Source organism: Pandoraea sp. NE5, assembly GCF_024363545.1.
In the GTDB taxonomy this organism is placed as follows: domain Bacteria; phylum Pseudomonadota; class Gammaproteobacteria; order Burkholderiales; family Burkholderiaceae; genus Pandoraea; species Pandoraea cepalis.
Map to the genome: position 1 here is coordinate 4,436,133 of NZ_AP025517.1, position 25,880 is coordinate 4,462,012.

The following is a 25,880-nucleotide window of genomic DNA, read 5'->3' on the forward strand; positions in this document are numbered from 1 at the left end:
GTGACGGTAGCCATCGACACCCCCGTGCCCGATTTCACCGCACCGGCCACCGGCGGCGATTTTTCGCTCAAGGCGCATCGCGGCCAGAAGGTGGTGATCTATTTTTACCCGAAGGACAATACCCCCGGCTGCACGACGGAAGGCATGAACTTCCGCGACAACTACGATCAGTTTCAGGCAGCCGGGGCGCAAATCGTTGGCGTGTCGCGCGACAGCCTTCGCTCGCATGAAAACTTCCAGCGAAAACTCGAACTGCCCTTCCCGCTGATCTCGGACGGCGACGAAGCAGTTTGCCAATTGTTCGGTGTCATCAAGCTGAAAAAACTGTATGGCAAGGAACATCTGGGGATCGAACGCAGCACGTTCCTGATCGACGAAAAAGGCGTATTGCGCAACGAATGGCGCGGCGTACGTGTGCCCGATCACGTTACCGAAGTGCTGAGCGTCGTGCAGGCGCTCTGATCCGCTGGAGGGCTTGTCAGTGCCGCGGCGCATCGGGCGCCGGGCATCGTCGCCGGCCCCGCGCAAGCGCGCTTCTGTCGCGTGTTGCACGAGGACCGAAGGCGACCGCCAGTGCGGACATTCGGCGCTATACAAGCACGGCAAGAGACGTTATAGTCAGCCGTAATGATGAAGCGCATTGAACCAGACTATTGCAGGCGTTGCCACGGCGGCGCCTTCAGCCAAGCCGCCTCTCCGGTGCGTCCGGGCAGGCGGCTTTTTTGTTGCCGGGACGTGGGGTACCGCAGTCTGTCCCGGCCGAGTCGTGTTGTGTTTTCTTGAACGGGAAATCTATGCCATTGCCATCGGCGCCGACCAAACCGGGCTCGTTGCTCGCCCCGGAACAATTCCCCACTCGCCTCAAACCTTCGCGCACGGAGGCCAAGAAACCGATCCCCTCGTCTGAGCAACTCGCACTGGGCGAGACGTCCGGTGCCACGGGTGCCGGCGCGGCCGAATTGAAGGTCGTGCCTAAACCCTCGGCGGCACCGCAGACGACAGTACAACCGTCGCCTGTCGCACGCTCGCCCCAGTCGCCGCCGGCGGCCGAGTCGAACGGGGCAACACCGTCCCTCAAGGCCGTCAAGCCTACGTCAACGGGCACGGGTTCGAAACGGGCACGTCTGAAGGACCAGGAACCCGCCAAGCTCTTCGTGCTCGACACGAACGTGCTCATGCACGACCCAAGCAGCCTGTTCCGCTTCGAAGAGCACGACGTCTATCTGCCGATGATGACGTTGGAAGAGTTGGACAATCACAAGAAGGGCATGTCGGAAGTGGCGCGCAATGCGCGTCAGGTGAGCCGCACCCTTGACGGGCTGGTCGCCGAGAGCGGCACGAAGTCGATGGTCGAAGGCATCCTCCTCTCGCGGCTTGGCAACAAGGACGCCACGGGGCGCCTGTACTTCCAGACCGACCTGACCGACGTGCCGCCGCTCGACGGGTTGCCGCAAGGCAAGGCCGACAATCAGATTCTCGGCGTCGTGCGGGCATTGCAGGACAAGTTCCGCGATCGCCAGGTCGTGCTGGTGTCGAAGGACATCAACATGCGCGTCAAGGCGCATGCGCTTGGCCTGCCCGCGGAAGACTACTTCAACGACAAGGTGCTCGAGGACAGCGATCTGCTCTACTCGGGCGTGATGCCCCTGCCGACGGACTTCTGGACCAAGCACGGCAAGGGTATGGAGAGCTGGCAGGACAATCGCACCGGCACCACGTTCTATCGCATTACCGGGCCGCTCTGCGCGAGCTTCCTCATCAACCAGTTCGTCTATCTGGAGACGAACAACGGCGAGGCGCCGTTCTACGCGCAGGTTCGCGAGATCAACGGCAAGACGGCGCTGCTGCAAACGCTGCGCGACTATGGACACCACAAGAACAACGTGTGGGGCATCACGGCGCGCAACCGGGAGCAGAACTTCGCGCTGAACCTGCTGATGAATCCCGAAGTGGACTTCATCACGCTGCTCGGTCAGGCCGGTACCGGCAAGACGCTACTGGCGCTGGCCGCTGGTCTGGCGCAAACGCTTGACGAGAAGCGCTACAACGAAATCATCATCACGCGCGCGACCGTGCCCGTCGGTGAAGATATCGGCTTCCTGCCGGGCACCGAGGAAGAGAAGATGCAACCGTGGATGGGCGCGTTCGACGACAACCTGGAAGTGCTGCAAAAGACCGACGATTCCGCCGGCGAATGGGGCCGCGCGGCCACGCAGGAACTGATTCGCTCGCGACTCAAGGTCAAGAGCATGAACTTCATGCGCGGTCGTACGTTCGTGAACAAGTTCGTCATCATCGACGAGGCGCAGAACCTTACGCCGAAGCAGATGAAGACGCTCGTCACGCGTGCCGGCCCGGGGACCAAGCTGATCTGTCTGGGCAACATCGCGCAGATCGATACGCCGTACCTGACCGAAGGCAGCTCGGGCCTCACCTACGTGGTCGATCGATTCAAGGGATGGGGACACAGCGGGCACGTCACGCTGGCGCGCGGCGAACGTTCGCGTCTGGCCGACTACGCGGCGGAAATCCTCTGACGTCTGCCGACCGCGGACGGCGAGCCTCTTCGCTCTACGCGCTTCGCTCCATGCTCAACACGACGGCGCCTTCGGGCGCCGTTTTTTTTGACCGCCGGCGTCGCCAAGGCGGAGCGCACCGACGACAGCGTCATCCGGGAATCCGCTGATTTGTGACGTCGATGCCACAGAACGCCCGTCTTTCGGCGCTTTTACGGTGCATCGACCCGATAAGCGTCGTAAACTCGGCGCATGCGACTGTTCTCTCGCCTCCTCGCTCGCGACGTGACGCATCCGGCTATCCCGCCGAACGCGTGGGGCCGTTGCGTGGGCACGCTGGCGCTGACGTTGCTGGTCGCGGCTTGTTCGTCGGGTCCATCAATCCGACAAGGCGGCAGTGCGAACTATGGCAACCGAACGATGGGGCCGGAGCGCAGCGCGGGTCAGGAGGAGATTACGCTCGAAGCGATGAGCCTCGTTGGCATTCCTTACCGCTACGGCGGCAACACCCCGGATTCCGGTTTCGATTGCAGCGGCCTCGTGCGCTATGTCGTGGCGCGCGCCGCCGGCGTGAACCTGCCCCGCACGACGGCCGACATGAGTGGTGTGGGCACACCGTTGGCGCGCGACGACCTCGCCTCGGGCGATCTTATCTTCTTCAACACGACGGGACGCGCCCACTCGCACGTAGGCATCTACGTGGGTCAGGGGCAGTTCGTACACGCGCCGAACACCGGCGGCACAGTGCGCCTGGAGAGTCTCTTCATTCCATATTGGGCACGCCGGATCGATGGTGTTCGACGCGTCGCAGCGAACAAGGCACCCGCAGGTAATACGACTTACGTGAATCGGTCGGCGCCGGCCTCGCTCGCTCAGTCGCCCGCCGCGGCAACGCCACCGAGCGAGCCTGTGAACCCATCGAATACCGCACCGAACCACCCGCTTACCGGGGCGACTCCGTCTCCGATGGTAGCGCCGCAGGTCTTGGTGCCGAGTCGCACAGCCAACCTTGCCGCCCCAGCCCCGCAGGACGACGATCCCATCGCTCGCTTCGCCAACAGCTCGATGTAATCACTTCCGGCAGACGAGCATCGGTTGAGCGTGAATTGAAGGATCAGCGCAGGTGGGCAAGCAGCGTCGCCGCGCCGCCGACATTGATCGCGACGCCCACCAGTGTGGTGACCGGACGGCGATGCAAGAAACGATGGATCAATGCAGTCATGTTAGCCTCCCACGGGAATCGATTAAACACTATGACGGAATAGTAATTGATCGCTATTGGCTATAGAAATTGATTCTCTCGATGGCCTCGATGCGGCCTGCCAATGGCGCCATGCCGCCCGCGGGGGGCTAAAGCAGGACACAAAAAAAGCGGCCGAAGCCGCTTTTTTTGTTGCCCTGGCGGGTCACACCGTCATGAGACGGCAGCCCGCCGAACCGACATCACAGAATCTGCTTGCCGACCCACCACGCGATCGCGGCGATGAACGCCGAGGCCGGGATCGTCAGCACCCATGCCCAGACGATGTTGCCTGCCACCCCCCAGCGCACCGCAGAGAGCTTGCGCGTGGCGCCAACGCCCACGATGGCGCCGGTGATGGTGTGCGTGGTCGAGACCGGCACGCCGAGCCACGACGCGAAGAACAGCGTAAACGCCCCGCCGGTTTCGGCACAGAAGCCACCGACCGGCTTGAGCTTGGTGATCTTCTGCCCCATCGTGCGCACGATGCGCCAGCCACCGAACATGGTGCCCAGACCGATCGCCAGATAGCAGCCCACGATCACCCACAGCGGCGGTTCCGCAGCCTCCTGCGGCCACATGCCCGCGGCGATCAGCAACATCCAGATGATACCGATGGTCTTCTGGGCATCGTTACCGCCGTGTCCCAGGCTGTACATACCGGCCGAAATCAGCTGCAGGCGGCGGAACCAGCGGTCGACGCGCGCGGGTGGCGTTCGGAAGAACAACCAGGACACCAGCAGCATGAAGAACGAACCGAGCACGAAACCGAGCAGCGGCGAGATGAAAATGAACGCGACCGTTTGCAGCAGTCCACTCGTGACAAGCGAACCCGTGCCGGCCTTGGCCACCGCAGCGCCGACCAATCCACCGATCAGCGCGTGCGACGAACTCGACGGAATGCCGTAGTACCAGGTAATCACGTTCCACGCGATCGCCCCGACGAGGGCGCCGAAGATCACGTAGTGATCCACGATTTCGGGATGAACCGTCCCCTTGCCCACCGTCGCCGCGACTTTCAGATGAAAGACGAACAGCGCGATCACGTTGAACATGGCGGCGAAAGCCACCGCCTGATGCGGCTTGAGCACGCCCGTCGAGACCACCGTGGCGATCGAGTTGGCGGCGTCGTGGAAGCCATTCATGAAGTCGAACAGGAGCGCAAGTGCGACCAACAGTCCGATCAGCCAAAGGCTGATGTGCAGCGTTGCCATCGAAAGTCTCCGCTCAGGCGTTTTCCAGCACAATGCCTTCGATGATGTTGGCAACGTCCTCGCACTTATCGGTCACCGATTCGAGCAATTCGGACACGGCCTTTTGCTTGATCAGCTCCTTCACGTCGGATTCTTCGCGAAACAGCTTCGAGAGCGACGCACGCAACAGGCGGTCGGCGTCCGATTCGAGCCCGTCGATTTCCTCGCAGAGCTTCAGGATCTCGCGCGCGCGATCCATGTCATTGAGCAGCGCCACGGTGCTTTGCACCCGTTCGCAACACTTCACACAAATCTCGCCCAGCGTGCGCGCCTCGGACGGCACGCTCTTGACGTCGTACATCCACACGGCTGTCGCCACGTCCTCCATCAGATCCAGGATGTCGTCCATCGTGCTGATCAACTTGTGGATTTCATCGCGATCGAACGGCGTGATGAACGTCTTGTGCATCAGGTCGATGGTCTCGTGCGTGATGCGATCCGCTTTCTTCTCGTTGTTCTGCACGGCAACGGTGCGTGCCTCGGCATTGGGCAGATCGTTGAGCATGGCAGACAGCTCGCGGCTGCCGGCAACCATACACGCCGCGTGCTGGTTGAACAGCTCAAAGAACTTGCCCTCGGTGGGCATGAAGCGACCGAACATTATTGGAAAACTCCGGATATTAATAGGGGACGGGTCGACACAAAAACGTCACATTCTACCTCGTTGCGGGCGCGCGTTACCGCACGCCCTTACGAATGGGCGGAAATCAATGCGTCAATATTGGGGACCGGCCAGATTGTCGAACTTGGTATACGCACCGATGAACGCCAGACGCACCTGACCGATAGGACCATTACGCTGTTTTGCGATGATGATCTCGGCAGTGCCCTTGTCGGGCGTATCGGGGTTGTACACTTCGTCGCGATAGATGAACAGGATGATGTCGGCATCCTGTTCGATAGCACCCGATTCACGCAAGTCCGACATGACCGGACGCTTGTTCGGGCGTTGTTCAAGACTGCGGTTGAGCTGTGAGAGCGCGATCACCGGCACGTTCAGCTCCTTGGCGAGCCCCTTGAGCGAACGCGAAATCTCGGAGATTTCGGTCGCGCGGTTCTCGCCGTTGCCCGAACCGCTCATGAGCTGGAGGTAATCGATGATGATCAGCCCCAGCTTGCCGCATTGACGTGCCAGACGCCGTGCGCGCGCGCGCAACTCCATCGGATTGAGCGCAGGCGTCTCGTCGACGAAAAGCTGCGTCTCGTTCATCTTCTGCATGGCGTGCGTGAGCTTCGGCCAGTCTTCGTCGACCAGCTTGCCGGTGCGAAGACGATGCTGATCGAGACGCCCCACCGACCCCAGCATACGCATGGCCAACTGCGTGCCTGGCATTTCCATCGAGAACACGGCGACCGGCAGCCCCTCTTCCACGGCGATATGCTCGCCGATGTTCATCGAGAAGGTTGTCTTACCCATCGACGGACGGCCCGCCACGATGATCAGATCGCCGCCGTTGAAACCCGACGTCATGCGATCCAGGTCGACGAAGCCCGTCGGAATACCGGTGATGTCGCTCCCGCCTTCGCGGTGGTACAACTCGTCGATGCGCTCGACCACCTGCGTGAGCAGCGGCTGCAGTTCAAGGAAGCCGTTCGTGCTGCGCGAGCCTTCTTCCGCGATGGCAAACACCTTCGCTTCCGCCTCGTCGAGCATCTGACGCACTTCCCTGCCCTGTGGATTGAAAGCATCTGACGCAATTTCGTCGGCGACTGTCACGAGCTTGCGCAACACCGCACGGTCGCGCACGATTTCCGCGTAACGACGAATGTTCGCGGCACTCGGCGTATTCTGCGCCAGGGCGTTCAGGTAGGCGAGCCCGCCCACGTCCTCGGCTTTGCCGGCCGAGGTGAGCGATTCGAAAACGGTGATCACGTCGGCAGGACGGTCGCTGGCGATCAACCGACCGATGTGCTGATAGATCAGCCGGTGGTCATAGCGGTAGAAGTCCGATTCAGCCAGAAAGTCGCCGATTCGATCCCACGCCCCGTTGTCGAGCAGCAGCCCACCGAGCACGGATTGCTCCGCCTCGATAGAGTGCGGCGGCACTTTGAGGGAATCGAGTTGGGGATCGGGAGCGTTCATGCCGGGCATTATACCGCCCCCGCGCTCACGATCCGATCCGGCGAAATCGCGCTTGCGCGGCGATTTTTCCGAACGTGTTTTGTTCAGCAGTTTCCCGGGAGGCAACATAAGGCAGCGCTATCGAACGTGAGGAACGTGGAAGGGAGTGCGCAACCGGGACGCGGTCGGCATAGACCTGCGCATGCGCGGCCATCGGAAAGCCCGGCAACCGACACCACAGAGGGGACAGACATAAAAAAACGGAAGCCGGCGGACCGACTTCCGTTTTTTGTTCGCGTCGGGAAGCTGACGCGGATACGGCTTACGCGTGCTCGCCCAGCACCGACACGTTCACGTCGACGACGACGTCCGTGTGCAGCGACACTTGGACCGGGAAGTCACCCACGGTCTTGAGCGGGCCATTCGGCAGGCGCACTTGCATCTTTTCAACCTTGAAACCTTGGGTGCCCAGGGCTTCGGCGATATCGAAGTTGGTGACCGAACCGAACAGACGACCGTCAACGCCGGCCTTCTGCGAGATTTGCACGGTCAGGCCCGACAGCTTTTCGCCTTCGGCTTGTGCGGCAGCCAGCTTCTCGGTGGCAGCCTTTTCCAGGTCGGCACGGCGAACTTCGAACTCGGCGATCGCGTCCTTGGTGGCGCGACGCGCCTTCTTGGTCGGGATCAGGAAGTTACGTGCGAAACCATCCTTGACCTTCACGATGTCGCCCAGGTTACCCAGGTTGACGACTTTTTCCAGCAGAATCACTTGCATTATCTATTCTCCTTCGTCGACTGGCGATTAAGCACCGTGCAGATCGGTGTACGGCATCAGCGCGAGGAAACGCGCGCGCTTGATGGCCGTGTCGAGCTGGCGCTGGTAGTGCGCCTTGGTGCCCGTCAGGCGAGCCGGGGTGATCTTGCCGTTGTCGCCGATGAAGTCCTTCAGCGTCTCGATATCCTTGTAATCGATCTGGTCAACACCAGCGACGGTGAAGCGGCAGAACTTCTTGCGCTTGAACAGCGGGTTTTGCTGTTGGCGGCGGCGATCAAACTTCTTGTTTTTACCGTTAGGACGCGGCATGTTCAACAATCCTTTTCAAATACTTGCAATGCTGTGATGTGAAACACCAGGGTGCGGCTATTGCGATGCTTCTTGGCCAGAAACCCTGCCCACTGGGCCGGTTTCTCCAGTCCCAACGCCATGACTTTGGCACTGAGGGGACCGATCGCAACGGCTGGCATCGAGAACTCGACTTGCCGGGCCACGCCCGACTCTTCGACGGTTCCCGCATAGGCCAGCGTGACCTCGATCACGGGAAGCCCGGCTGGGGTATAGCGCAGCGTGCCGATTTCGACGATGCTGGCTTCAAGCCGTAAGCGATTCACGCGGTCGACGTTTCCGTGGATTCCCTGATGCGCTCCGGTGCGCTAATTACGATGCGGCAGCTTCGGTCGCGGGCGTCGCGGCAGCCTTCTTGGCTTCTTCGCGGGCCACTTCCTTCATCATCGGCGACGGTGCGGTCTCGGCCTTCTTCATGCGAACCACGAGGTGGCGCAGCACGGCGTCGTTGAACTTGAATGCGTGTTCCAGCTCGTCCAGGGTTTCCTGGTCGCATTCGATGTTCATGCAGACGTAGTGAGCCTTGGCCAGCTTCTCGATCATGTACGCCAGTTGACGACGGCCCCAGTCTTCGATGCGATGGATCTGACCGGCCTTGGCCGTCACCATGCTCTTGTAGCGCTCGATCATCGCAGGCACTTGCTCGCTCTGATCGGGGTGAACGATAAATACGATTTCATAATGACGCATATATAAGCTCCTTATGGACAAAGCCGCCCGGGCGTCAAAACCAGTGCAGCAAGGTTGCAGAACCCGCGATTCTAGCGGATTTCACGTCGATCATCAACTGCCGTCTCATCAGGACCGGTCAAGTGTTTTCCAGCCAATAGTTCGGACGGGCATAGATTTGCCGCAGTTGCTCGATGAACAGGCGCACCCGCGCGGGCTGGAAGCGCTGTTGGGGGTACACGGCGAGGATGTCGTAGTCAGGTAACGCGTACTCGTCGAGCACGGTCTCCAGTTCGCCGGAGAGCAGTTCGCGCTGGATTTCCCACGTCGAGCGCCAGCCCAGCCCGATGCCCTCCAGTGACCAGCGGTGCAGCAACTCGCCGTCGTTGCAGTCCAGACTGCCCGCCACGCGAATCGTCACGAGCTTGCCCTGGCGCTTGAAGTACCAACCGCGCTGCTGGCCGCCTTGCAGGTTGAACGCGAGGCAGTTGTGCCTGGCCAGGTCTTCGAGCGTCTTCGGACGACCGTAGCGGGCGAAATATGCCGGGGTGCCGCACACCACGCGCCGGTTCTGGGCGAGTTTGACAGCCACGAAATTCGGATCGACCGAGCCGCCGATGCGAATGCCCATGTCGTACCCCTCGCGCACGAGGTCGACCACGCGGTCGGTCAGGTTGAACGAAATCTGCACCTCGGGGTGCAGGCGCAGGAACGCCGGCGCATGCGGCGCGACGTGCTTGCGCCCGAACGCCGCCGGCGCCGACACGATCAGGTGCCCCGAAACGGCATGACGCCCCGCGCTGATTTCGTTCTCGGCCATCTCCCAGTCGCCGAGCAACTGTTTGCACCGCTCTAGGAACGCGCCGCCCTCTTCCGACAACGCAAGCCGTCGTGTCGAGCGGTACATCAGCTTGATGCCCAGACGCTTTTCGAGCGCGTCGATGCGCCTTCCGAGGATCACCGGCGAGACCCCTTCCTTTAAGGCCGCGGCGGCCAGACTGCCCGCTTCGGCCACCTGCACGAAGGTTTCGATCTGTTTGAATCGGTCCATGCCCCCTCCATTCGATACTTTTTGTTCTTAAAAAAACGATCTTTTGTGATCTTATCAAACAAATCGTACCGGCTTAAAGTGGCTTCCAACACATTGACTCATTACCCATTGGAGACGTCACATGGCCAAGATGACCGCCGTAGAGGCCGCAATTCGAGTGCTCGAGAAAGAAGGTGTCACCACCGCATTCGGTGTGCCCGGTGCTGCCATCAACCCGTTCTATTCGGCAATGCGCAAGGCCGGCAGCGTGGAGCACGTGCTCGCACGCCACGTCGAGGGCGCGTCCCACATGGCCGAAGGTTACACCCGCGCCGAAGCCGGCAATATCGGCCTGTGCATCGGCACCTCGGGGCCTGCGGGCACCGACATGATTACCGGCCTGTACTCCGCCTGGGCCGATTCGATTCCCATCCTCTGCATCACGGGTCAGGCGCCGCGCGCCCGTCTGTACAAGGAAGATTTCCAGGCTGTCGACATCGAGACGATCGCCAAGCCGGTCACCAAGTGGGCCGTGACGGTGCGCGAGCCCGCGCTCGTGCCGCGCGTGTTCCAGCAGGCATTCCACCTGATGCGCTCGGGCCGTCCGGGTCCGGTGCTCATCGATCTGCCGTTCGACGTGCAGGTTGCCGAGATCGAATTCGATCCGGACACCTACGAACCGCTGCCGGTGTACAAGCCCGCGGCCACGCGCGCCCAGATCGAGAAGGCCATTCAGATGCTGGTCGCATCGGAGCGCCCGCTTATCGTCTCGGGCGGTGGTGTGATCAATGCCGACGCCGCCGACCTGCTCGTCGAGTTCGCCGAGACCGTGAACGTGCCGGTCGTGCCCACGCTCATGGGCTGGGGCACCATTGCCGACGACCATCCGCTCATGGCCGGCATGGTCGGACTGCAGACCTCGCATCGCTTCGGCAATGCGACGATGCTCGCGTCGGACTTCGTGATGGGCATCGGCAACCGCTGGGCCAATCGCCACACGGGCAGCGTCGACGTGTTCACCAAGGGCCGCAAGTTCGTGCACGTCGACATCGAGCCGACGCAAATCGGCCGCGTGTTCGGTCCGGACTACGGCATCGTCTCCGACGCCAAGGCCGCGCTCACGCTGTTCGTGGAAGTTGCCAAGGAACTGAAGGCCGCCGGCCGTCTGCCGGATCGTGCGCAATGGGTGGCCGATTGCCAGAAGCGCAAGCGCACCATGCTGCGCCGCACGGACTTCGATCAGGTGCCGATCAAGCCGCAGCGCGTGTATCAGGAAATGAACGCATTCTTCGGTCGCGATGTGCGCTATGTCTCGACCATCGGTCTGTCGCAGATCGCCGCCGCGCAGTTCCTGCACGTGAACAAGCCACGCCACTGGATCAACTGCGGCCAGGCAGGCCCGCTGGGCTGGACGGTGCCGGCCGCCATCGGGGCGAAGGTTGCCTCGCCGTCGTCGGACGTGGTGGCGATCTCGGGCGACTATGACTTCCAGTTCATGATCGAAGAACTGGCCGTGGCCGCGCAGTTCAAGGTGCCGTACATCCACGTGGTCGTGAACAACTCGTACCTGGGCCTGATCCGTCAGGCGCAGCGCAACTTCGACATGGACTACTGCGTGCAGCTCGCGTTCGAGAACGTGAACTCGCCGGAAGTCAACGGTTACGGCGTCGATCACGTGAAGGTGGCCGAAGGCCTCGGCGTGAAGGCGATCCGTGTGTTCCAGCCGAACGACATCCAGCCGGCGTTCGCCCAGGCCCGCAAGCTGATGGCCGAGTTCTCCGTGCCGGTGATCGTGGAAGTGATTCTCGAGCGTGTGACCAACATTGCGATGGGCACCGAGATCAACAACGTCAACGAGTTCGAAGACATCATCGACGTGGTGGAAGAAGACAACGCAGTGTCGGCGTAAGTCAACGCTGTAAAACGGTTTGCGGGGCGCGTGCGTCCCCTGCGCTCTCGGCTAGACCCCTTGAACGAAAAAAGCAGGCGCCCCGCAACCTTGCAACACCCTGGCATCGAAATCGTCGAAACCACCCCCTAAAAGAGAGAAAGAGGAGTCAGCGCAATGCCGAAATTTGCCGCCAATCTGACCATGCTGTTCAACGAGGTGCCGTTCCTCGACCGCTTCAAGGCGGCCGCCGCAGCGGGCTTTCGCGGCGTGGAGTTCCTGTTCCCGTACGCGTTTCATCGCGACCAGATCGCTGACAAGCTGAACCAGTACCAGCTCGATCTCGTGCTGCACAACCTGCCCGCCGGCAACTGGGATGCGGGCGAGCGCGGCATCGCGATCTTCCCCGAGCGCGTGGCCGAATTCCGCGACGGCGTGGGCGAAGCCATCACCTACGCCAAGGCGCTGGGTGTGAAGCAACTGAACTGCCTCGTGGGCAAGCAAGGCGCGGACCTGTCGACGCAAGTCGCGCAAGACACGCTCGTGGGTAACCTGCGCTTCGCCGCCGATGCCCTCAAGGCCGAAGGCATCCGACTGCTGGTCGAGCCGATCAACACGTACGACATTCCCGGCTTCTTCGTGAACCGCACGAAGCAGGCGTTGGAGATCTTCGACGCCGTGGGTTCGGACAACCTGTTCCTGCAGTACGACATCTATCACATGCAGCGCATGGAAGGCGAACTCGCCAAGACCATCGAGACGAATCTGGCGCGCATCGCTCACGTGCAACTGGCGGACAACCCGGGCCGCAACGAGCCGGGCACGGGCGAGATCAACTACGCCTACCTGTTCGCGTTCCTCGACCGCATTGGCTACCAAGGATGGATCGGTTGCGAGTACAAACCGGCCACCACCACGACCGAGGGCCTCGGCTGGTTCAAGGCAGCGGGGCTGCGCGAAGCGGCGTAATTCCTACGCGCCCCCATACCCACCGCGCGACACCTCCCCCGGTGGCACGCGGAAGAAACGAAGGCGTATCCGCCCGAGGCGGTGCGCCGGCTGACCGGGTTTCGACGAGGAAGGGCCCCGCCGGCCGCATGCAGGGGGCATGCGGCCGGAGCACGGGGGCGCCGCGATAAGGCGTCACCGCCCCGCTCGTCTGAGCGTCAGCGACACCACATCACACTTTGGCAACAAGGAGTTACGAAATGGCACAACTCGGTTTCATTGGTCTGGGCATCATGGGCGCGCCGATGGCGAAGCATCTGCAAAATGCCGGTCACAAGCTGTTCCTGTATGAGCGCCGCACGCCCCCGCAAGACCTGATCGACGGTCAGGCCACGGTTTGCACGTCGGCCAAGGAAGTCGCCAAACGCGCCGACATCGTCTTCGTGATGGTGCCGGATACCCCTGATGTGGGTGCCGTCCTGTTCGGTCAGGACGGTCTGGCCGAAGGCCTGTCGGCAGGCAAGATCGTCGTGGACATGAGCTCCATCTCGCCGATCGAAACGAAGGAATACGCCAAGAAGGTCAAGGCGCTGGGCTGCGAATACCTCGACGCCCCGGTCTCGGGCGGTGAAGTCGGCGCAAAAGGCGCCACGCTGTCGATCATGGTCGGCGGCTCGCAAGCGGCGTTCGACGATGTGAAGCCGTTCTTCGAACTGATGGGCAAGAACATCACGCTCGTGGGCGAGAGCGGTGCCGGCCAGACCTGCAAGGTCGCCAACCAGATCGTGGTCGCGCTGACGATCGAAGCCGTAGGTGAGGCTTTGCTGTTCGCGTCGAAGGCCGGTGCCGATCCCGCGAAGGTGCGTGAGGCGCTGATGGGCGGCTTCGCATCGTCGCGCATTCTCGAAGTGCACGGCGAGCGCATGGTCAAGCGCAACTTCGAACCGGGCTTCCGCATTGCCCTGCACCAGAAGGATCTGAATCTGGCGCTGCAGAGCGCCAAGGCCCTCGGCGTGTCGCTGCCGAACACGGCCACGTGCCAGGAGCTGTTCAACGCGTGTGCCGCAAACGGCGGCGCCGCGTGGGATCACTCGGGCATGGTGCGCGCGCTGGAAATGCTGGCTAACCATACCGTGGCGTAAAGCATTGACCGCGTAGGGAGCGTCAGGCCATCAGGGAGATGCGGTGGATGACGACGGGCGCCGGGCCGCAAGGTTCGGCGCCTTTTCGTTGAGGGTCGCTTTTTTATGCGCTGGCGCTTGGCTGGTTCAATACTCGTCAAACAAGCTCTGCATGCGCTCGCGCGGCACGCCCGCCTGCAACGCGAGCATCAGCAAGACACGCGCCTTGAACGGATGCAGGTTGCCTGCGCTCACGAAGCCATACTGATCGTCGGGTGCCGCGCCGTTGTGCATGACATGTCCGCTGCCCACCCGCGCGGCGCGCACGACCGTCACACCGCGCTGCACCGCTTCGGCCAGCGCCTGTTGCAGCAATGAATGCAGCGAGCCGTTGCCCGTGCCCGCCACCACGATGCCCTGCACGCCGGCTTCCACCAGGGCGTCGACGGCGATCCGCGACACCCCCGCATAACTCGAGACCACCTCGACAGCCGGCAACTCGCCCGACAGCCCGACGAACTCGCTTTCGACGGTGTGGTACTGCAACGCCGCACGTTGATACGCCACGCGCTCGTCCTGCACCCAGCCAAGCACGCCGATCTCCGGCGAGTGAAACGCATCGACCTTGTAGGTACTCGTCTTGATGACGTCGCGCGCGCAATGAATCTGGTTGTTGATGGCGACCATCACGCCGCGCCCGGCCGAAATCGGGTCGGTGGCCACGCGCACGGCGTTGAGCAGGTTGAGCGGGCCGTCAGCCGAGAGCGCCGTCGCGGGCCGCATCGCCGCGGTCAGCACCACCGGCTTGCGACTGTTGACCGTCAGATGCAGGTAGTACGCCGTTTCTTCGAGCGTATCGGTGCCATGGGTAATCACCGCACCGGCCACATCGGGCTGCGAGAGCAACGCATTCACGCGCGCGGCCAGCTTCTGCCAAAGCGCCACGCTCATGTCCTTGCTATCGATCTGCGCGACCTGCTCCGCGTGGATATGCGCAACGCTGCCCAGCGCCGGAACCGCCGCGAGCAAGTCCTGGACACCGAGCGCCCCGGCTTGATAAGCGGCGGTACGCGTGGCGTCGGACGCGCTGCCCGCGATCGTGCCACCCGTGGCGAGCAACGCAATGCGCGGCAGATCGCCCGATGACACCGTGTAGTGGGGAATCGGGTTGAATGAGGTCGAAGTCATGGCAGTAATTGTATCCAATACTGCCCGGCTTCCCAATCGCTGAAAATATGGAACCCGCCGCGTTGAACGGGATCGCGGCCGGGTCACGGCCGACGGGCAGCGGCGCGCCCGACAACGCGGGACGACATCAGGCAACGCCCGGCGCCGCTTGAGCAGGCCGCCCATGCGGCCCGGCGCGACGACGCATCAGGCCGCAAATTCAAGCGCTTCGCGCAGTTGCGTCGAGATGTCCTGCTCCTTGAGCGCCGGGGCGAGCATTTCGATGAAGCGGTAAGCATACGAGCGCAGAAACGCCCCGCGGCGAACGCCGATGCGCGTCGTGCTCGGCTCGAACGCGTTGTCGAGTTCCAGCACCACCAGATCCTGGTCCTTGCGCGGATCGACAGCCATCGCCGCCACGATCCCCACCCCCAATCCCAGCTCGACGTATGTCTTGATCACGTCCGTATCGAGCGCGGTGAGCACGATGTCCGGCACCAGACCCTGGTCCGAGAACGCCTTGTCCACGTGCGAGCGCCCCGTGAAGTCGCCGTCATAGGTGATGATTGGATAGTCGGCGATCTCCGCCAGCGTGACGCCCGCTCGCCCGACGAGCGGATGATCCTTCGGCACGACGGCGACGTGATGCCACGAGTAGCACGGGAACGTGACGATATCGGGAAAGCGATCGAGCGCCTCGGTCGTGATGCCGATGTCGGCCTCGCCGTCGATCACCATCTGTGCAATCTGACGCGGGCTGCCCTGCCTCAACGCCAGTTGCACCTTTGGGAACACGCTCGTGAATTGCTTGATGACCTGCGGCAGCGCATAGCGCGCCTGCGTGTGGGTCGTCGCCAGCACGAGATGGCCGCTGTCCTGATCCGCGAACTGACGCGCCACACGGCGCAAGTTCTCGGCGTCGAGCAACATGCGCTCGATCAGTTGCAGCACGGCCTTGCCTGGCTCGGTCAGCCCCGTGAGCCGCTTGCCGCGACGCACGAAAACATCCACGCCCAGTTCGTCTTCGAGATCCTTGATCTGCTTGCTCACGCCCGACTGCGACGTGTACAGCGCACTGGCGGCTTCCGTCAGGTTGAGATTCTGCCGAACGGCTTCGCGCACGTAGCGCAATTGCTGAAAATTCATGAGGGGACTCCACCCTGTGGCTTGCCGGTTCATGACGTCTTGTTCATGACGTCTTGTTCGTAAGGTCCTGTACGTGACGTCGTGTTTGCTACGTCGTGTTTGCTACGTCGTGTTTGCTACGTCGTGTTTGCTACGTCGTATTTGCTACGTCGTATTTGCTAGGCCTTGTTCGCTACGTCTTGTCCGGTCGTTGGTTAGATCGTCTGTCAGGTCGTTAGGCGTGGCGCCCCCAGGTCGCGTGGACTAGCGCCGTCGTTTTGTCGTGCGGCTCACGCCGGCGCGGCAAACACCCGCAACTGACGCGGCACCGCCCGCATCGGCGCACCACTTTGCGCGCCGAGCGCCTGCCAGCCAGCGCGAGTCAGTTCCGCTTCCCACACCGCCCCTCCCGGCGCGGCAAGTTCCACGCGCACGGTGCCGCCCAGCGGAATGGCGCGGCGCACGGCCACGTCGATCCCCGGCCCACCGTCGTGCGCCGGCAGCAGCGCAAGATCGTGCGGACGCACATACGCCATCACGCGACCGTCCGGCGGCGCAGCGGGCAAATCGTCCTTGTGCACCGTCACGCGAAACGCGCCGGCACCGGCACCGACATCGGCAATGAAGTCGTGCGTGCGCAACTCGCCCGGCAGCCGGTTCACGGCGCCGAGAAACTCATAGACGAACGGGCTGCGCGGCGTGTCGTACACGTCCTGTGGCGCGCCGATCTGTTCGACGCTGCCGCGATTCATCAGCACTATACGGTCGGCCACTTCGAGCGCCTCTTCCTGGTCGTGCGTGACGAAGATCGTGGTGATGTGCAGCTCGTCGTGCAGACGGCGAAGCCAGCTACGCAATTCCTTGCGCACCTTGGCATCGAGCGCCCCGAACGGTTCGTCGAGCAGCAGCACCTTCGGCTCGACGGCCAGTGCACGCGCCAACGCAATGCGCTGACGCTGACCGCCCGAGAGTTCCGCCGGATAGTGATCGGCCAGCCAGTCGAGTTGCACCAGGCCAAGCAGTTCATGCACCTTGGCGCGGATCTGCGCGTCCGTGAGCCGCTCGCGGCGCGACTTCACGCGCAGCCCGAACGCCACATTCTCGAACACGGTCATGTGACGGAAGAGCGCATAGTGCTGAAACACGAAGCCGACCTGACGCTCGCGCGTGCCGACCGTCGCCACGTCCTCGCCGTTGAGCACGACGCGACCGGCGTCGGCGAACTCCAGGCCCGCGACGATACGCAGCAGTGTGGTCTTGCCGCAGCCGGACGGCCCCAGCAGCGCGACCAGTTCGCCTGTCGGGAATTCCAGCGTGACGTCATCGAGCGCCGCAAAATCGCCGAAGCGTTTTGACACCCGTTGTACCTGAATGCTCATGGTCTTGCTCCTCGAATCAATATCGGCTCAGGCCGGCACGACGTCTTCGCGACGCGCTGCCTTGTCCTGCGCCAGCTTGCGCTCAGCCCACAGCTTCAGCGCCAGCGTGGCGAGCGCGAGCATCGCGAGAATCGACGCCGCCGCGAACGCGCCCACCGTGTGGTAGTCGTTGTATTCAATTTCCACGTGCAGCGGCAGCGTGTTCGTCTCGCCGCGAATATGGCCGGAGACGACCGACACGGCACCGAACTCACCCATCGCCCGGGCATTGCAAAGGATCACGCCATACAGCAGGCCCCATTTGATTTTCGGCAGCGTCACGCGCGTGAATATCTGCCACCCGCTGGCCCCCAGCACGCGCGCCGCCTCCTCCTCTTCGCTGCCCTGCGCCTGCATGAGCGGGATCAATTCGCGCGCGACGAATGGGAACGTGACGAACACCGTCGCGAGTATCAGTCCAGGCAGCGCGAACACGACCTTCAGGTTGTGCGCGTCGAGAAAGTCCCACAGCGGCCCCTGACGACCGAAGATCAGCAGGAACGTGATGCCCGCGATCACCGGCGAGACCGAGAACGGCAAGTCGATGAGCGTCGTCAACACGCTCTTGCCCTTGAAGTCGAAACGCGCAATCGCCCACGACGCCGCCACACCGAACACCAGGTTCAGCGGCACGGCAATGACGGCGACCAGCAGCGTGAGACGAAGCGCTGACAGCGCGTCGTCGTTCGTCAACCCGTCCCAATACGCGGGGAAGCCTTTGCCCAGCGCGGTGACGAAGACCGACGCGAGCGGCAAGAGCAGAAACAAAGCGAAGAACAACAGCGCCACGGCAATGAGTGCGCCCTTGACGAACGCCGGCTCGTCGGTCGGATTGACCTGGCGGGCCTGGATCGGTTGCAGCAAGGCGCGCGACAGCGCAAGTGAATCGGACATGAGCGAGACGTTCTCTTGAATCAAGCGCCACTGGCGCGTCGGCCCGCATGGCGGCGTTGCAGCCACCATTGCAGGGTATTGATCAGCAGCAGCAACACGAACGAGATCACCAGCATCACCACAGCCAGTGCCGCGGCGCCCGCATAGTCGTACTGCTCGAGCTTGGTGACGATCAGCAGTGACGCGATTTCCGAGACCATCGGAATGTTGCCGGCAATGAAGATGACCGAGCCGTACTCCCCCACCGCGCGCGCAAACGCCAGCGCAAAACCGGTCAGTAGCGCAGGCAGCACCGCGGGGAGAATGACGTGACGCAGTGTCTGCCAACGTGTTGCGCCCAGACACGCGGCGGCCTCTTCCTGTTCGCGTTCAAATTCCTCGAGCACCGGCTGGAGCGTGCGCACAACGAACGGCAATCCGATAAATGTCAGCGCCACGAAGATGCCCAACGGCGTAAACGCGATCTTGAGATCGAGCAGCGCGAACCAGCGTCCGATCCAGCCGTTCGGCGCGTAGATCGAGGCCAGCACGATCCCCGCGACCGACGTCGGCAAGGCAAATGGCAGGTCGATCAGCGCATCGACGAAACGCTTGCCGGGGAATGAGTAGCGCACGAGCACCCACGCCAGCACGACACCGAACACGGCGTTGAGCATGGCCGCCGCGAGCGACAGGCCGAACGTGAGGCGGTATGAGGCCAACACGCGCGGCGAACTCACGGCGGCGATAAAGCTCGCCCAATCGAGCGAGCTGGCCTTGATGAAAACCATCAGCAGCGGCACCAACACCACGAGGCTCAGATAGCCGACCGTGTAGCCCATCGTCAGGCCAAATCCTGGCAAAGCACTCGGCTTGCGCCAGAGCGGAAACAGTACGGTACTCACGCTTGCATCCCTTTGTCTTCTCGGGCCCTGGGGGTCACTTCTTCGTGTAGATCTGGTCGAAGATGCCACCGTCGGCAAAATGCTTGGCCTGCGTTTTCGTCCACCCGCCCAGATCGGCGTCGACCGTGTAGAGCTTGAGCTTCGGATACTGCGAGGCATACTTCCTGGCGATGTCCGGCGAGCGTGGACGATAGAAGTGCTTCGCGGCGATCTCCTGCCCTTGCGGCGAATACAGCCATTGCAGATAGGCTTCAGCGGCTTTGCGAGTTCCGTGCCTGTCGACGTTCTTGTCGACCACGGCGACCGGCGGCTCCGTGAGAATCGACGACGACGGCACGACGATGTCGAACTTGTCCGGACCGAGATCCTTCACCGAGAGCAGCGCCTCGTTTTCCCAGGCGATCAGCACGTCGCCGACGCCGCGCTCGACGAAGGTCGTGGTGGCGCCTCGCGCGCCGGAATCGAGTACCCCCACGTTGCGGTAGAGCGCCGCGACAAAGGCCTGGGCGGTCTGCTCGTTGCCGCCTGGCTGCTTTAGCGCGTAAAGCCATGCAGCGAGGTAATTCCAGCGGGCGCCGGCCGACGTCTTCGGGTTCGGCGTGACCACGCTGATGCCCGGCCTGGTGAGGTCGTTCCAGTCCTTGATGTGTTTGGGGTTGCCCTTGCGCACGAGCAACACGATGGTCGACGTGTATGGCGTGGCGTTATCGGGCAGACGCTTCTGCCAATCTTTGTTCACGAGTCCGGCCTGCGCCAGTTCGTCGATGTCGGCGGAGATGCCGAGCGTCACGACGTCGGCCGGTGCGCCGTCGAGTACCGTACGGGCCTGCTTGCCCGAGCCGCCATGCGAGGCCTTGAGCGTCACCGTGTCGCCCGTGGTCTGCCTGTAGTGCGCCTCGAATGCCTTGTTGTAGTCGGCATATAGCTCACGCGTCGGGTCATACGACACGTTGAGCAGGGAAAAACTCGCGGCGCGCGCCTGAAGCGACAGCCCGGCAGTCAGTGCCAGCCCTCCCAGTGCGATCGCCAGCGCCCTGGCTTTTCCCCCCCGTATCACTTGACCCATGACTTGCGCTCCCTCGTGTTCTTTCGTGTGTAGGAGGCCAGTCTATGGGGACAGCTAAATACTTAAAAATAATATTTATACGATTGTTTATATCAAATCATGGATTAGCCCGCTCGTACCGACGCCGGTTTGATCCCGCGGGGGTCCCACGACGCGGGCGTGGGACAGACACATCCTGCAGGCGACGAAGTTTTCCCTTGCGTTTTTACAAACACTGTACAAAAATACAGCCACCTGTGCTTCCATACAGTGATGCCATGATCAAACTTACTGCTCGTCAACAGCAGGTCTACGAACTGGTCCGACAAGCGATCGAGCGCACCGGCTTTCCGCCGACGCGCGCCGAGATCGCCGCCGAACTCGGCTTCTCTTCCGCCAACGCCGCGGAGGAGCACCTGCGGGCGCTGGCGCGCAAAGGGGTGATCGAACTGGCCGCAGGCCAATCGCGCGGCATCCGCCTCAAGCGGCTCGACGAAGCGGGCGGCATGCATCAGTTCACCTTGCCGCATATGGGCCTGATGCAACTGTCGCTGCCGCTCGTCGGGCGCGTTGCCGCAGGTAGCCCGATCCTGGCGCAGGAACATATCGAACGCAACTTTCAGTGCGACCCGAACATGTTCGCGCGCCAGCCCGATTACCTGCTGAAGGTGCGCGGTATGTCCATGCGAGACGCGGGCATTCTCGACGGCGATCTGTTGGCGGTACAGAAAGCCGCCGACGCGCGCGAGGGCCAGATTGTCGTGGCACGCATTGGCGACGATGTGACCGTCAAACGTTTTCACCGTGTACCCGGCGGCGTCGAGTTGATCGCCGAAAACCCCGACTTCGAGAACATCGATGTCAATGAAGGCAGCGGTGACTTTGCGCTGGAAGGGATTGCGGTCGGCCTGATCCGCAACAACGACCTCTAGACGCAAACCTGGGTACTGCGCCGCGTCTCGATCACGCAGCAGCCCACTCACTGAAGTTTCGCATTTCCGACTGCGCCGGGCTGGGTCCGGCGCCCGTGCCCTGCTGCGCCCGCGATTTGTGAAGGTCGTGGCAGGACGCGCCCCTCAGACCCACATTGGAGGAAGGATCGCATCATGGCTCGACTCTTTGGTTTGCTGCGTACGTCTTTTGGTCAACCGCGCGTCCGCGTGCCGTCGCAGGCGCGTCTGTCTGCGGTGTACGGGCTGTCGGCCCTGTCCGGCCCGTTTGCCGCCGCCCCGGCCATCGCACGCTCGTACACCGTGCCTGCGCGCTCGCGCTCCACGGCCCTGCCCCGTACACTCGCCGCTGCCATGGCGTCGGCCTCGCGTCGCGCGTGCCCTACCGGAAAAGCGGTCAAGACGTCGCGCAGCGTGCGAGACGTTCAGCAACGCGACACACAAGGTGAGCACGAGGTGCGCGTGTATCGCGACATGTCGCACATCGTGATGGTCGGCAGCATCGCCGACATCTGCCGCAAACTCGATCTGGCCGTTGGCGATCAGTTCTGTCAGGCTGCGGTATAAGCCCTCGGGCCACCGCGACCCTCCATGGCGCGACGGACTTATCGCCCGAGTTCGCGCAGTGGATGGTCCGCGCCATGCCGATCGCCATCGAAGAATCGCGCGATGTCGGCGGGCGTGACCGCTTCGATGCTGCCGTGCTGCCAGCGCGGCACATGATCCTTGTCGACGACCATCGCGCGAATGCCTTCAACGCCCTCCGCCCCGGTACGGCCGTCGAGATTGAAGACACAGCGCATCATCAGCCACTCCTCGCGCAACTCGTCGGCGAGTGACAGCTTGCGTGCGCGGCGCACCTGTTCCAGCGTGACGCAAACCATCAGCGGCGAGCGCTTGGCGCGCAACAGATCTTCCGTCTCCTGCGCCCAGCCGGAGAACTCGCAGCGGGCTTCCCGCTTGAGCGACGACAGGATGGCCGGCAGATCCGGCAGGCCGAAGTGATGGTCGATCACGTCGCGCAGCGGCGCAAGCTTGCCCGGGGCCAGTCCGGCAGGCGGCACGCTTTGCCGGGCGAACGCGCGCGCCGCGTCGAGTACCGCATCACTGTCCGGCCAATCGCCGCTCGCCAGCCGTTCACAGAGCACCGGTAATTCGGTACGCGGTACCACCGCGTCGGCCAGACCGATTTCGCATGCGTCAACGGCACCGAACACCACGCCCGTCGTGCCAAGGTACTCGCCAAGATGACCGGCAAGATTCGCGAGAAAGCGTCCGCCGCCCACATCGGGAAACAGTCCGATGGCCGTCTCGGGCATTGCCATGCGCGTGGCTTCCGTGACCAGTCGCAACGCCGCCCCCTGCGAGATGCCCATGCCGCCGCCCATCACCACGCCGTCCATCAGCGCGATATAGGGCTTCGGGTAGGTGGCGATCGTGTAGTTCAGCGTGTACTCGTCCGTGAAGAAATCCATGATGTCGGTGCGCCCCGCGCTCACCGCCTCGTGGAAATAGCGAATGTCGCCGCCCGCGCACAAACCCTTCTCCCCCTCGCCCCGCAGGACGACGGCGAGCACGCGCGGATCGTCGCGCCATGCATCGAGGGCCGAGGCCATCGCACGAATCATGTCGTGCGAGAGCGCATTGAGCGCCTTCGGGCGGGTCAGGGTGATAAAGCCGATGCGGCCGCGGATGTCGGTACTCACAAAGTCGGTCATGTCTGGCAATGGCTTCAGTGACGTCAACGAAAGGGATAACAAAAAAGCCGGTGCGAGGCACCGGCTTTCTTTCCAACAGACTGGCATCGGCGCGTAGCAGAAGTTTCTCCGCTACGCCACGACACCCTCGCCGGCTTTACTTCTCTTCACGCGATGCGCGCTTGCGCTCGTGTTCCTTGAGGTAGCGCTTGCGCAGGCGAATCGTCTGCGGCGTGACTTCGACCAGTTCGTCGTCGTCGATGAATTCCACGGCGTACTCGAGGCTCATCGAGATCGGCGGCACCAGGCGCACGGCTTCGTCGGTGCCCGACGCGCGCACGTTCGTGAGCTGCTTCCCCTTGATCGGGTTGACCACGAGGTCGTTGTCACGGCTATGGATACCGATGATCATGCCTTCGTACAGGGCGTCACCCGGCGACACGAACATGCGGCCGCGATCTTGCAGCTTCCATAGCGCGTAGGCCACGGCAGCGCCGTCGTCCTGGGAGATCAGAACGCCATTGCGACGCTCGCCCAGCGTGCCATCCTTGAGCGGTGCGTAAGCATCGAAAATGTGGCTCATCAGGCCCGTGCCGCGGGTCATCGACAGGAAGTCGCCCTGGAAGCCGATCAAGCCACGCGCCGGAATGCGGTATTCAAGACGCGTACGGCCGCGACCGTCCGACACCATGTCCAGCATTTCGCCCTTGCGGCGGCCGATTTCTTCCATGACCGCGCCCTGGTGATCGTCTTCCAGGTCGATGGTCAGCATTTCGTACGGCTCATGCTTCACGCCGTCGATTTCCTTGAGCACCACGCGCGGACGCGACACGGCCAGTTCGTAGCCTTCGCGACGCATGTTCTCGATGAGAATCGTCAGGTGCAGTTCGCCACGGCCGGACACTTCGAAGACGGAATCTTCGGCGGTGTCTTTCACGCGCAGCGCTACGTTGTGATTGAGTTCCTTGTGCAGACGGTCGCGAATTTGACGGCTCGTCACGAACTTGCCTTCACGGCCGGCCAGCGGCGACGTGTTCACGCAGAAGTTCATGGTCAGCGTCGGCTCGTCTACCGTCAGCAGCGGCAAGGCTTCCGGCGTGTCGACGTCGCAAATCGTTGCGCCGATACCCACGTCTTCAATCCCGTTGATCAGCACGATGTCGCCGGCTTCCGCGCCGTCCGACATCACACGCTCCAGACCGCGGAACGTCAGCACCTGATTGATCTTGCGCTTGAGGACTTCGCCTTCCGGACCAAAGCGCATCACCACTTGCTGACCCGGCTTGATGCGACCGCGCGTAATACGGCCAATACCGATACGGCCAACGAACGTCGAGTAGTCGAGCGAGCTGATCTGCAGTTGCAGCGGGGCGTCGACATCGGCTTCGCGGACCGGCACGTGTTCGAGAATCGCGTCGAACAGCGGGCGCATCGTGCCTTCGCGCACATCGGAGTCGAGGCTCGCGAAACCGTTCAGGGCCGACGCGTAGACGACCGGGAAGTCGAGCTGCTCGTCGGTGGCACCCAGCTTGTCCATCAGGTCGAACGTCTGGTTGATCACCCAATCCGGACGCGCGCCCGGACGGTCGATCTTGTTGACCACGACGATCGGCTTCAGACCGAGGCCGAGGGCCTTGCGGGTCACGAAGCGCGTTTGCGGCATCGGGCCTTCGACGGCGTCGACGAGCAACAGCACACTGTCGACCATCGAAAGCACACGCTCCACTTCACCGCCGAAGTCCGCGTGTCCCGGCGTGTCGACGATGTTGATGTGCGTGCCTTCGTATTCGACGGCGCAGTTTTTGGCGAGGATCGTGATGCCGCGCTCTTTTTCAATGTCGTTCGAGTCCATCACGCGTTCAGCAACTTGCTGGTTTTCGCGGAAGGTGCCCGACTGGCGCAGCAGTTGGTCGACGAGCGTGGTTTTGCCGTGGTCGACGTGCGCGATGATGGCGATATTACGGAGAGCGCGGGTCATGAAGAGGTGCTCGAAAAAAGCCTTTGGAGAATCCGCGATTCTACCACTTGCGCGTGTCTTACGTCATGGTCTTTCTGCAATGCAGCAACGGCCCCTGCGCGGGAACGTCGACGGCGTCGCATTCATCGAGATGCCACTCCCCTGCCATACCCCCTCGCCCCCCGCCACACATCCATTTAGAACGTTAGCTCCAATTTTGGTCGAAATATTTGCCTAGTCAACTATTGCATGGCCTTGAAATTTATTAAGTAACCGCTATAATCGTGACAAGTCAACTATTGCAGCAGCACGAAAATGATCGATCCGTCCGCTTCCTCTTCCGATGCCGCGCCGACGTCGCCGCCGGATGCCCCCCAGAGCGATCCTCCGCGCTGCGCCTACGACATCGACAACTCGCTGGGGTATCTTGTCTCCCGCGTGCGCCAGTTGATCCTGGCAGAGCTGACCAACGAAACGTCGCAATACGGCTTGACGAGCACCCAGGCGACCATGCTTTACAAGGTGGCCACGGGCAAGAGCAAGACGGCGGCCGATCTGGCTCGCGACTACTGTATCGACGCGAGTGCGGTGACGCGTCTTCTCGACCGGCTTGAAGCGCAAGGCTTGCTCGTGCGCGAGCGCAGCAAGATGGATCGCCGCACGGTGAACCTGAGTGCGACCGAAGCCGGATACGCCATGGCCGACCGGATGCCGGACATCTTCGTGCGTGCCGCCGATCATCTGATGCGCGGGTTCTCCGTAGAGGAAGTGGGTTTCCTGAAGAGCCTGCTGCGCCGCGTGATCGCCAACGGCGAAACCGGATGACAACGACGGCCCCCAGATTCCCCCAAAAAAGCATGTCGAGTCCACTACTCCTGGTACTCGCCATCACC

General features: G+C 62.5%; 25 protein-coding genes. 9 read left to right on the forward strand and 16 right to left on the reverse strand.

What is annotated here, in order from left to right; genetic code table 11:
- The 3 genes from PanNE5_RS20055 (at position 1) to PanNE5_RS20065 (ending at position 3,587) form a co-directional block, all read left to right on the forward strand.
- Positions 1 to 462, forward strand: coding sequence for a peroxiredoxin (locus tag PanNE5_RS20055; RefSeq protein ID WP_150563550.1), 462 nt, complete (start codon positions 1 to 3; stop codon positions 460 to 462).
- Positions 463 to 794: 332 nt separating this feature from the next.
- Positions 795 to 2,537 (forward strand): PhoH family protein, encoded by a 1,743-nt coding sequence (locus PanNE5_RS20060; RefSeq protein WP_017232281.1) that lies wholly within the window; start codon positions 795 to 797, stop codon positions 2,535 to 2,537.
- A 231-nt stretch (positions 2,538 to 2,768) separates the two neighbouring features.
- Positions 2,769 to 3,587 (forward strand): C40 family peptidase, encoded by an 819-nt coding sequence (locus PanNE5_RS20065; RefSeq protein ID WP_150563552.1) that lies wholly within the window; start codon positions 2,769 to 2,771, stop codon positions 3,585 to 3,587.
- A 372-nt stretch (positions 3,588 to 3,959) separates the two neighbouring features.
- Here the strand turns inward: PanNE5_RS20065 and PanNE5_RS20070 are convergent, their stop codons facing one another.
- The 8 genes from PanNE5_RS20070 to PanNE5_RS20105 all read right to left on the reverse strand — a co-directional run bounded on the left by PanNE5_RS20070 (position 3,960) and on the right by PanNE5_RS20105 (position 9,914).
- A complete protein-coding gene (locus tag PanNE5_RS20070; protein ID WP_017232284.1) occupies positions 3,960 to 4,970 on the reverse strand; it encodes an inorganic phosphate transporter in 1,011 nt (336 codons plus the stop codon).
- Between the two features lie 13 nt (positions 4,971 to 4,983).
- Entirely contained in the window at positions 4,984 to 5,610 is a 627-nt protein-coding gene (locus tag PanNE5_RS20075) for a DUF47 domain-containing protein (protein WP_017232285.1), read from the reverse strand.
- A gap of 114 nt (positions 5,611 to 5,724) precedes the next feature.
- Positions 5,725 to 7,092, reverse strand: coding sequence for a replicative DNA helicase (locus PanNE5_RS20080; RefSeq protein ID WP_026131664.1), 1,368 nt, complete (start codon positions 7,090 to 7,092; stop codon positions 5,725 to 5,727).
- A 301-nt stretch (positions 7,093 to 7,393) separates the two neighbouring features.
- A complete protein-coding gene (gene rplI, locus PanNE5_RS20085) occupies positions 7,394 to 7,846 on the reverse strand; it encodes a 50S ribosomal protein L9 (RefSeq protein ID WP_017232287.1) in 453 nt (150 codons plus the stop codon).
- 27 nt (positions 7,847 to 7,873) lie between these two features.
- Positions 7,874 to 8,155, reverse strand: coding sequence for a 30S ribosomal protein S18 (gene rpsR / locus PanNE5_RS20090; protein WP_017232288.1), 282 nt, complete (start codon positions 8,153 to 8,155; stop codon positions 7,874 to 7,876).
- Between the two features lie 2 nt (positions 8,156 to 8,157).
- Complete coding sequence (gene priB, locus PanNE5_RS20095; RefSeq protein WP_017232289.1) at positions 8,158 to 8,460, reverse strand: primosomal replication protein N; 303 nt, start codon at positions 8,458 to 8,460, stop codon at positions 8,158 to 8,160.
- Between the two features lie 46 nt (positions 8,461 to 8,506).
- Complete coding sequence (gene rpsF / locus PanNE5_RS20100; protein ID WP_017232290.1) at positions 8,507 to 8,884, reverse strand: 30S ribosomal protein S6; 378 nt, start codon at positions 8,882 to 8,884, stop codon at positions 8,507 to 8,509.
- A gap of 118 nt (positions 8,885 to 9,002) precedes the next feature.
- Positions 9,003 to 9,914 carry a LysR family transcriptional regulator gene (locus tag PanNE5_RS20105; protein ID WP_017232291.1) on the reverse strand — a complete coding sequence of 304 codons (912 nt, stop codon included), beginning with the start codon at positions 9,912 to 9,914 and terminating at the stop codon, positions 9,003 to 9,005.
- Between the two features lie 121 nt (positions 9,915 to 10,035).
- Between PanNE5_RS20105 and gcl the strand changes: the two genes are divergently transcribed.
- The 3 genes from gcl (at position 10,036) to glxR (ending at position 13,871) form a co-directional block, all read left to right on the forward strand.
- On the forward strand, positions 10,036 to 11,802 hold the full coding sequence (gene gcl / locus PanNE5_RS20110) for a glyoxylate carboligase (protein WP_017232292.1): 1,767 nt from the start codon (positions 10,036 to 10,038) through the stop codon (positions 11,800 to 11,802).
- A 156-nt stretch (positions 11,803 to 11,958) separates the two neighbouring features.
- A complete protein-coding gene (hyi, locus tag PanNE5_RS20115) occupies positions 11,959 to 12,750 on the forward strand; it encodes a hydroxypyruvate isomerase (protein WP_017232293.1) in 792 nt (263 codons plus the stop codon).
- 239 nt (positions 12,751 to 12,989) lie between these two features.
- Positions 12,990 to 13,871 (forward strand): 2-hydroxy-3-oxopropionate reductase, encoded by an 882-nt coding sequence (glxR, locus tag PanNE5_RS20120; RefSeq protein WP_017232294.1) that lies wholly within the window; start codon positions 12,990 to 12,992, stop codon positions 13,869 to 13,871.
- Between the two features lie 126 nt (positions 13,872 to 13,997).
- Here the strand turns inward: glxR and PanNE5_RS20125 are convergent, their stop codons facing one another.
- The 6 genes from PanNE5_RS20125 to PanNE5_RS20150 all read right to left on the reverse strand — a co-directional run bounded on the left by PanNE5_RS20125 (position 13,998) and on the right by PanNE5_RS20150 (position 20,404).
- Entirely contained in the window at positions 13,998 to 15,038 is a 1,041-nt protein-coding gene (locus PanNE5_RS20125) for an asparaginase (protein WP_017232295.1), read from the reverse strand.
- A 186-nt stretch (positions 15,039 to 15,224) separates the two neighbouring features.
- The gene (locus tag PanNE5_RS20130) at positions 15,225 to 16,163 is read right to left on the reverse strand and encodes a CysB family HTH-type transcriptional regulator (protein ID WP_017232296.1); all 939 of its coding nucleotides are present in this window, start codon (positions 16,161 to 16,163) and stop codon (positions 15,225 to 15,227) included.
- 269 nt (positions 16,164 to 16,432) lie between these two features.
- Positions 16,433 to 17,521, reverse strand: coding sequence for a sulfate/molybdate ABC transporter ATP-binding protein (locus PanNE5_RS20135; protein WP_261938705.1), 1,089 nt, complete (start codon positions 17,519 to 17,521; stop codon positions 16,433 to 16,435).
- Between the two features lie 27 nt (positions 17,522 to 17,548).
- On the reverse strand, positions 17,549 to 18,454 hold the full coding sequence (gene cysW / locus PanNE5_RS20140) for a sulfate ABC transporter permease subunit CysW (RefSeq protein ID WP_261938706.1): 906 nt from the start codon (positions 18,452 to 18,454) through the stop codon (positions 17,549 to 17,551).
- Between the two features lie 20 nt (positions 18,455 to 18,474).
- Entirely contained in the window at positions 18,475 to 19,275 is an 801-nt protein-coding gene (gene cysT, locus PanNE5_RS20145; protein ID WP_410007598.1) for a sulfate ABC transporter permease subunit CysT, read from the reverse strand.
- A 97-nt stretch (positions 19,276 to 19,372) separates the two neighbouring features.
- Positions 19,373 to 20,404 (reverse strand): sulfate ABC transporter substrate-binding protein, encoded by a 1,032-nt coding sequence (locus PanNE5_RS20150; RefSeq protein ID WP_261938708.1) that lies wholly within the window; start codon positions 20,402 to 20,404, stop codon positions 19,373 to 19,375.
- Between the two features lie 257 nt (positions 20,405 to 20,661).
- Between PanNE5_RS20150 and lexA the strand changes: the two genes are divergently transcribed.
- Both lexA and PanNE5_RS20160 read left to right on the forward strand, forming a co-directional pair.
- Positions 20,662 to 21,315 (forward strand): transcriptional repressor LexA, encoded by a 654-nt coding sequence (lexA, locus tag PanNE5_RS20155; protein WP_017232301.1) that lies wholly within the window; start codon positions 20,662 to 20,664, stop codon positions 21,313 to 21,315.
- Positions 21,316 to 21,489: 174 nt separating this feature from the next.
- Positions 21,490 to 21,900: a hypothetical protein gene (locus PanNE5_RS20160; protein WP_150563581.1), complete on the forward strand. Its 411-nt coding sequence runs from the start codon at positions 21,490 to 21,492 to the stop codon at positions 21,898 to 21,900.
- A gap of 38 nt (positions 21,901 to 21,938) precedes the next feature.
- Here PanNE5_RS20160 and PanNE5_RS20165 read toward each other — a convergent pair whose 3' ends face one another.
- Positions 21,939 to 23,051, reverse strand: a complete 1,113-nt coding sequence (locus PanNE5_RS20165) for an enoyl-CoA hydratase/isomerase family protein (protein WP_261938709.1) — start codon at positions 23,049 to 23,051, stop codon at positions 21,939 to 21,941.
- Between the two features lie 136 nt (positions 23,052 to 23,187).
- Positions 23,188 to 25,008 (reverse strand): translational GTPase TypA, encoded by a 1,821-nt coding sequence (typA, locus tag PanNE5_RS20170; protein WP_017232304.1) that lies wholly within the window; start codon positions 25,006 to 25,008, stop codon positions 23,188 to 23,190.
- Between the two features lie 294 nt (positions 25,009 to 25,302).
- Between typA and PanNE5_RS20175 the strand changes: the two genes are divergently transcribed.
- Positions 25,303 to 25,812 (forward strand): MarR family winged helix-turn-helix transcriptional regulator, encoded by a 510-nt coding sequence (locus PanNE5_RS20175; protein ID WP_261938710.1) that lies wholly within the window; start codon positions 25,303 to 25,305, stop codon positions 25,810 to 25,812.
- Positions 25,813 to 25,880 lie beyond the last annotated feature (68 nt).

Excerpts from the sequence above, each read along its gene's own strand:
- hyi (WP_017232293.1), top strand. The coding sequence starts at position 11,959 with ATGCCGAAATTTGCCGCCAATCTGACCATGCTGTTCAACGAGGTGCCG.
- gcl (WP_017232292.1), top strand. The coding sequence starts at position 10,036 with ATGGCCAAGATGACCGCCGTAGAGGCCGCAATTCGAGTGCTCGAGAAA.
- typA (WP_017232304.1), bottom strand. The coding sequence starts at position 25,008 with ATGACCCGCGCTCTCCGTAATATCGCCATCATCGCGCACGTCGACCAC.
- PanNE5_RS20175 (WP_261938710.1), top strand. The coding sequence starts at position 25,303 with ATGATCGATCCGTCCGCTTCCTCTTCCGATGCCGCGCCGACGTCGCCG.
- cysT (WP_410007598.1), bottom strand. The coding sequence starts at position 19,275 with ATGGGCTACACGGTCGGCTATCTGAGCCTCGTGGTGTTGGTGCCGCTG.
- PanNE5_RS20065 (WP_150563552.1), top strand. The coding sequence starts at position 2,769 with ATGCGACTGTTCTCTCGCCTCCTCGCTCGCGACGTGACGCATCCGGCT.
- PanNE5_RS20070 (WP_017232284.1), bottom strand. The coding sequence starts at position 4,970 with ATGGCAACGCTGCACATCAGCCTTTGGCTGATCGGACTGTTGGTCGCA.
- PanNE5_RS20130 (WP_017232296.1), bottom strand. The coding sequence starts at position 16,163 with ATGAATTTTCAGCAATTGCGCTACGTGCGCGAAGCCGTTCGGCAGAAT.
- lexA (WP_017232301.1), top strand. The coding sequence starts at position 20,662 with ATGATCAAACTTACTGCTCGTCAACAGCAGGTCTACGAACTGGTCCGA.
- rplI (WP_017232287.1), bottom strand. The coding sequence starts at position 7,846 with ATGCAAGTGATTCTGCTGGAAAAAGTCGTCAACCTGGGTAACCTGGGC.
- PanNE5_RS20150 (WP_261938708.1), bottom strand. The coding sequence starts at position 20,404 with ATGGGTCAAGTGATACGGGGGGGAAAAGCCAGGGCGCTGGCGATCGCA.
- PanNE5_RS20160 (WP_150563581.1), top strand. The coding sequence starts at position 21,490 with ATGGCTCGACTCTTTGGTTTGCTGCGTACGTCTTTTGGTCAACCGCGC.
- PanNE5_RS20105 (WP_017232291.1), bottom strand. The coding sequence starts at position 9,914 with ATGGACCGATTCAAACAGATCGAAACCTTCGTGCAGGTGGCCGAAGCG.
- PanNE5_RS20125 (WP_017232295.1), bottom strand. The coding sequence starts at position 15,038 with ATGACTTCGACCTCATTCAACCCGATTCCCCACTACACGGTGTCATCG.
- PanNE5_RS20075 (WP_017232285.1), bottom strand. The coding sequence starts at position 5,610 with ATGTTCGGTCGCTTCATGCCCACCGAGGGCAAGTTCTTTGAGCTGTTC.
- glxR (WP_017232294.1), top strand. The coding sequence starts at position 12,990 with ATGGCACAACTCGGTTTCATTGGTCTGGGCATCATGGGCGCGCCGATG.
- rpsF (WP_017232290.1), bottom strand. The coding sequence starts at position 8,884 with ATGCGTCATTATGAAATCGTATTTATCGTTCACCCCGATCAGAGCGAG.
- PanNE5_RS20165 (WP_261938709.1), bottom strand. The coding sequence starts at position 23,051 with ATGACCGACTTTGTGAGTACCGACATCCGCGGCCGCATCGGCTTTATC.
- PanNE5_RS20060 (WP_017232281.1), top strand. The coding sequence starts at position 795 with ATGCCATTGCCATCGGCGCCGACCAAACCGGGCTCGTTGCTCGCCCCG.
- PanNE5_RS20080 (WP_026131664.1), bottom strand. The coding sequence starts at position 7,092 with ATGAACGCTCCCGATCCCCAACTCGATTCCCTCAAAGTGCCGCCGCAC.
- PanNE5_RS20135 (WP_261938705.1), bottom strand. The coding sequence starts at position 17,521 with ATGAGCATTCAGGTACAACGGGTGTCAAAACGCTTCGGCGATTTTGCG.
- rpsR (WP_017232288.1), bottom strand. The coding sequence starts at position 8,155 with ATGCCGCGTCCTAACGGTAAAAACAAGAAGTTTGATCGCCGCCGCCAA.
- cysW (WP_261938706.1), bottom strand. The coding sequence starts at position 18,454 with ATGTCCGATTCACTTGCGCTGTCGCGCGCCTTGCTGCAACCGATCCAG.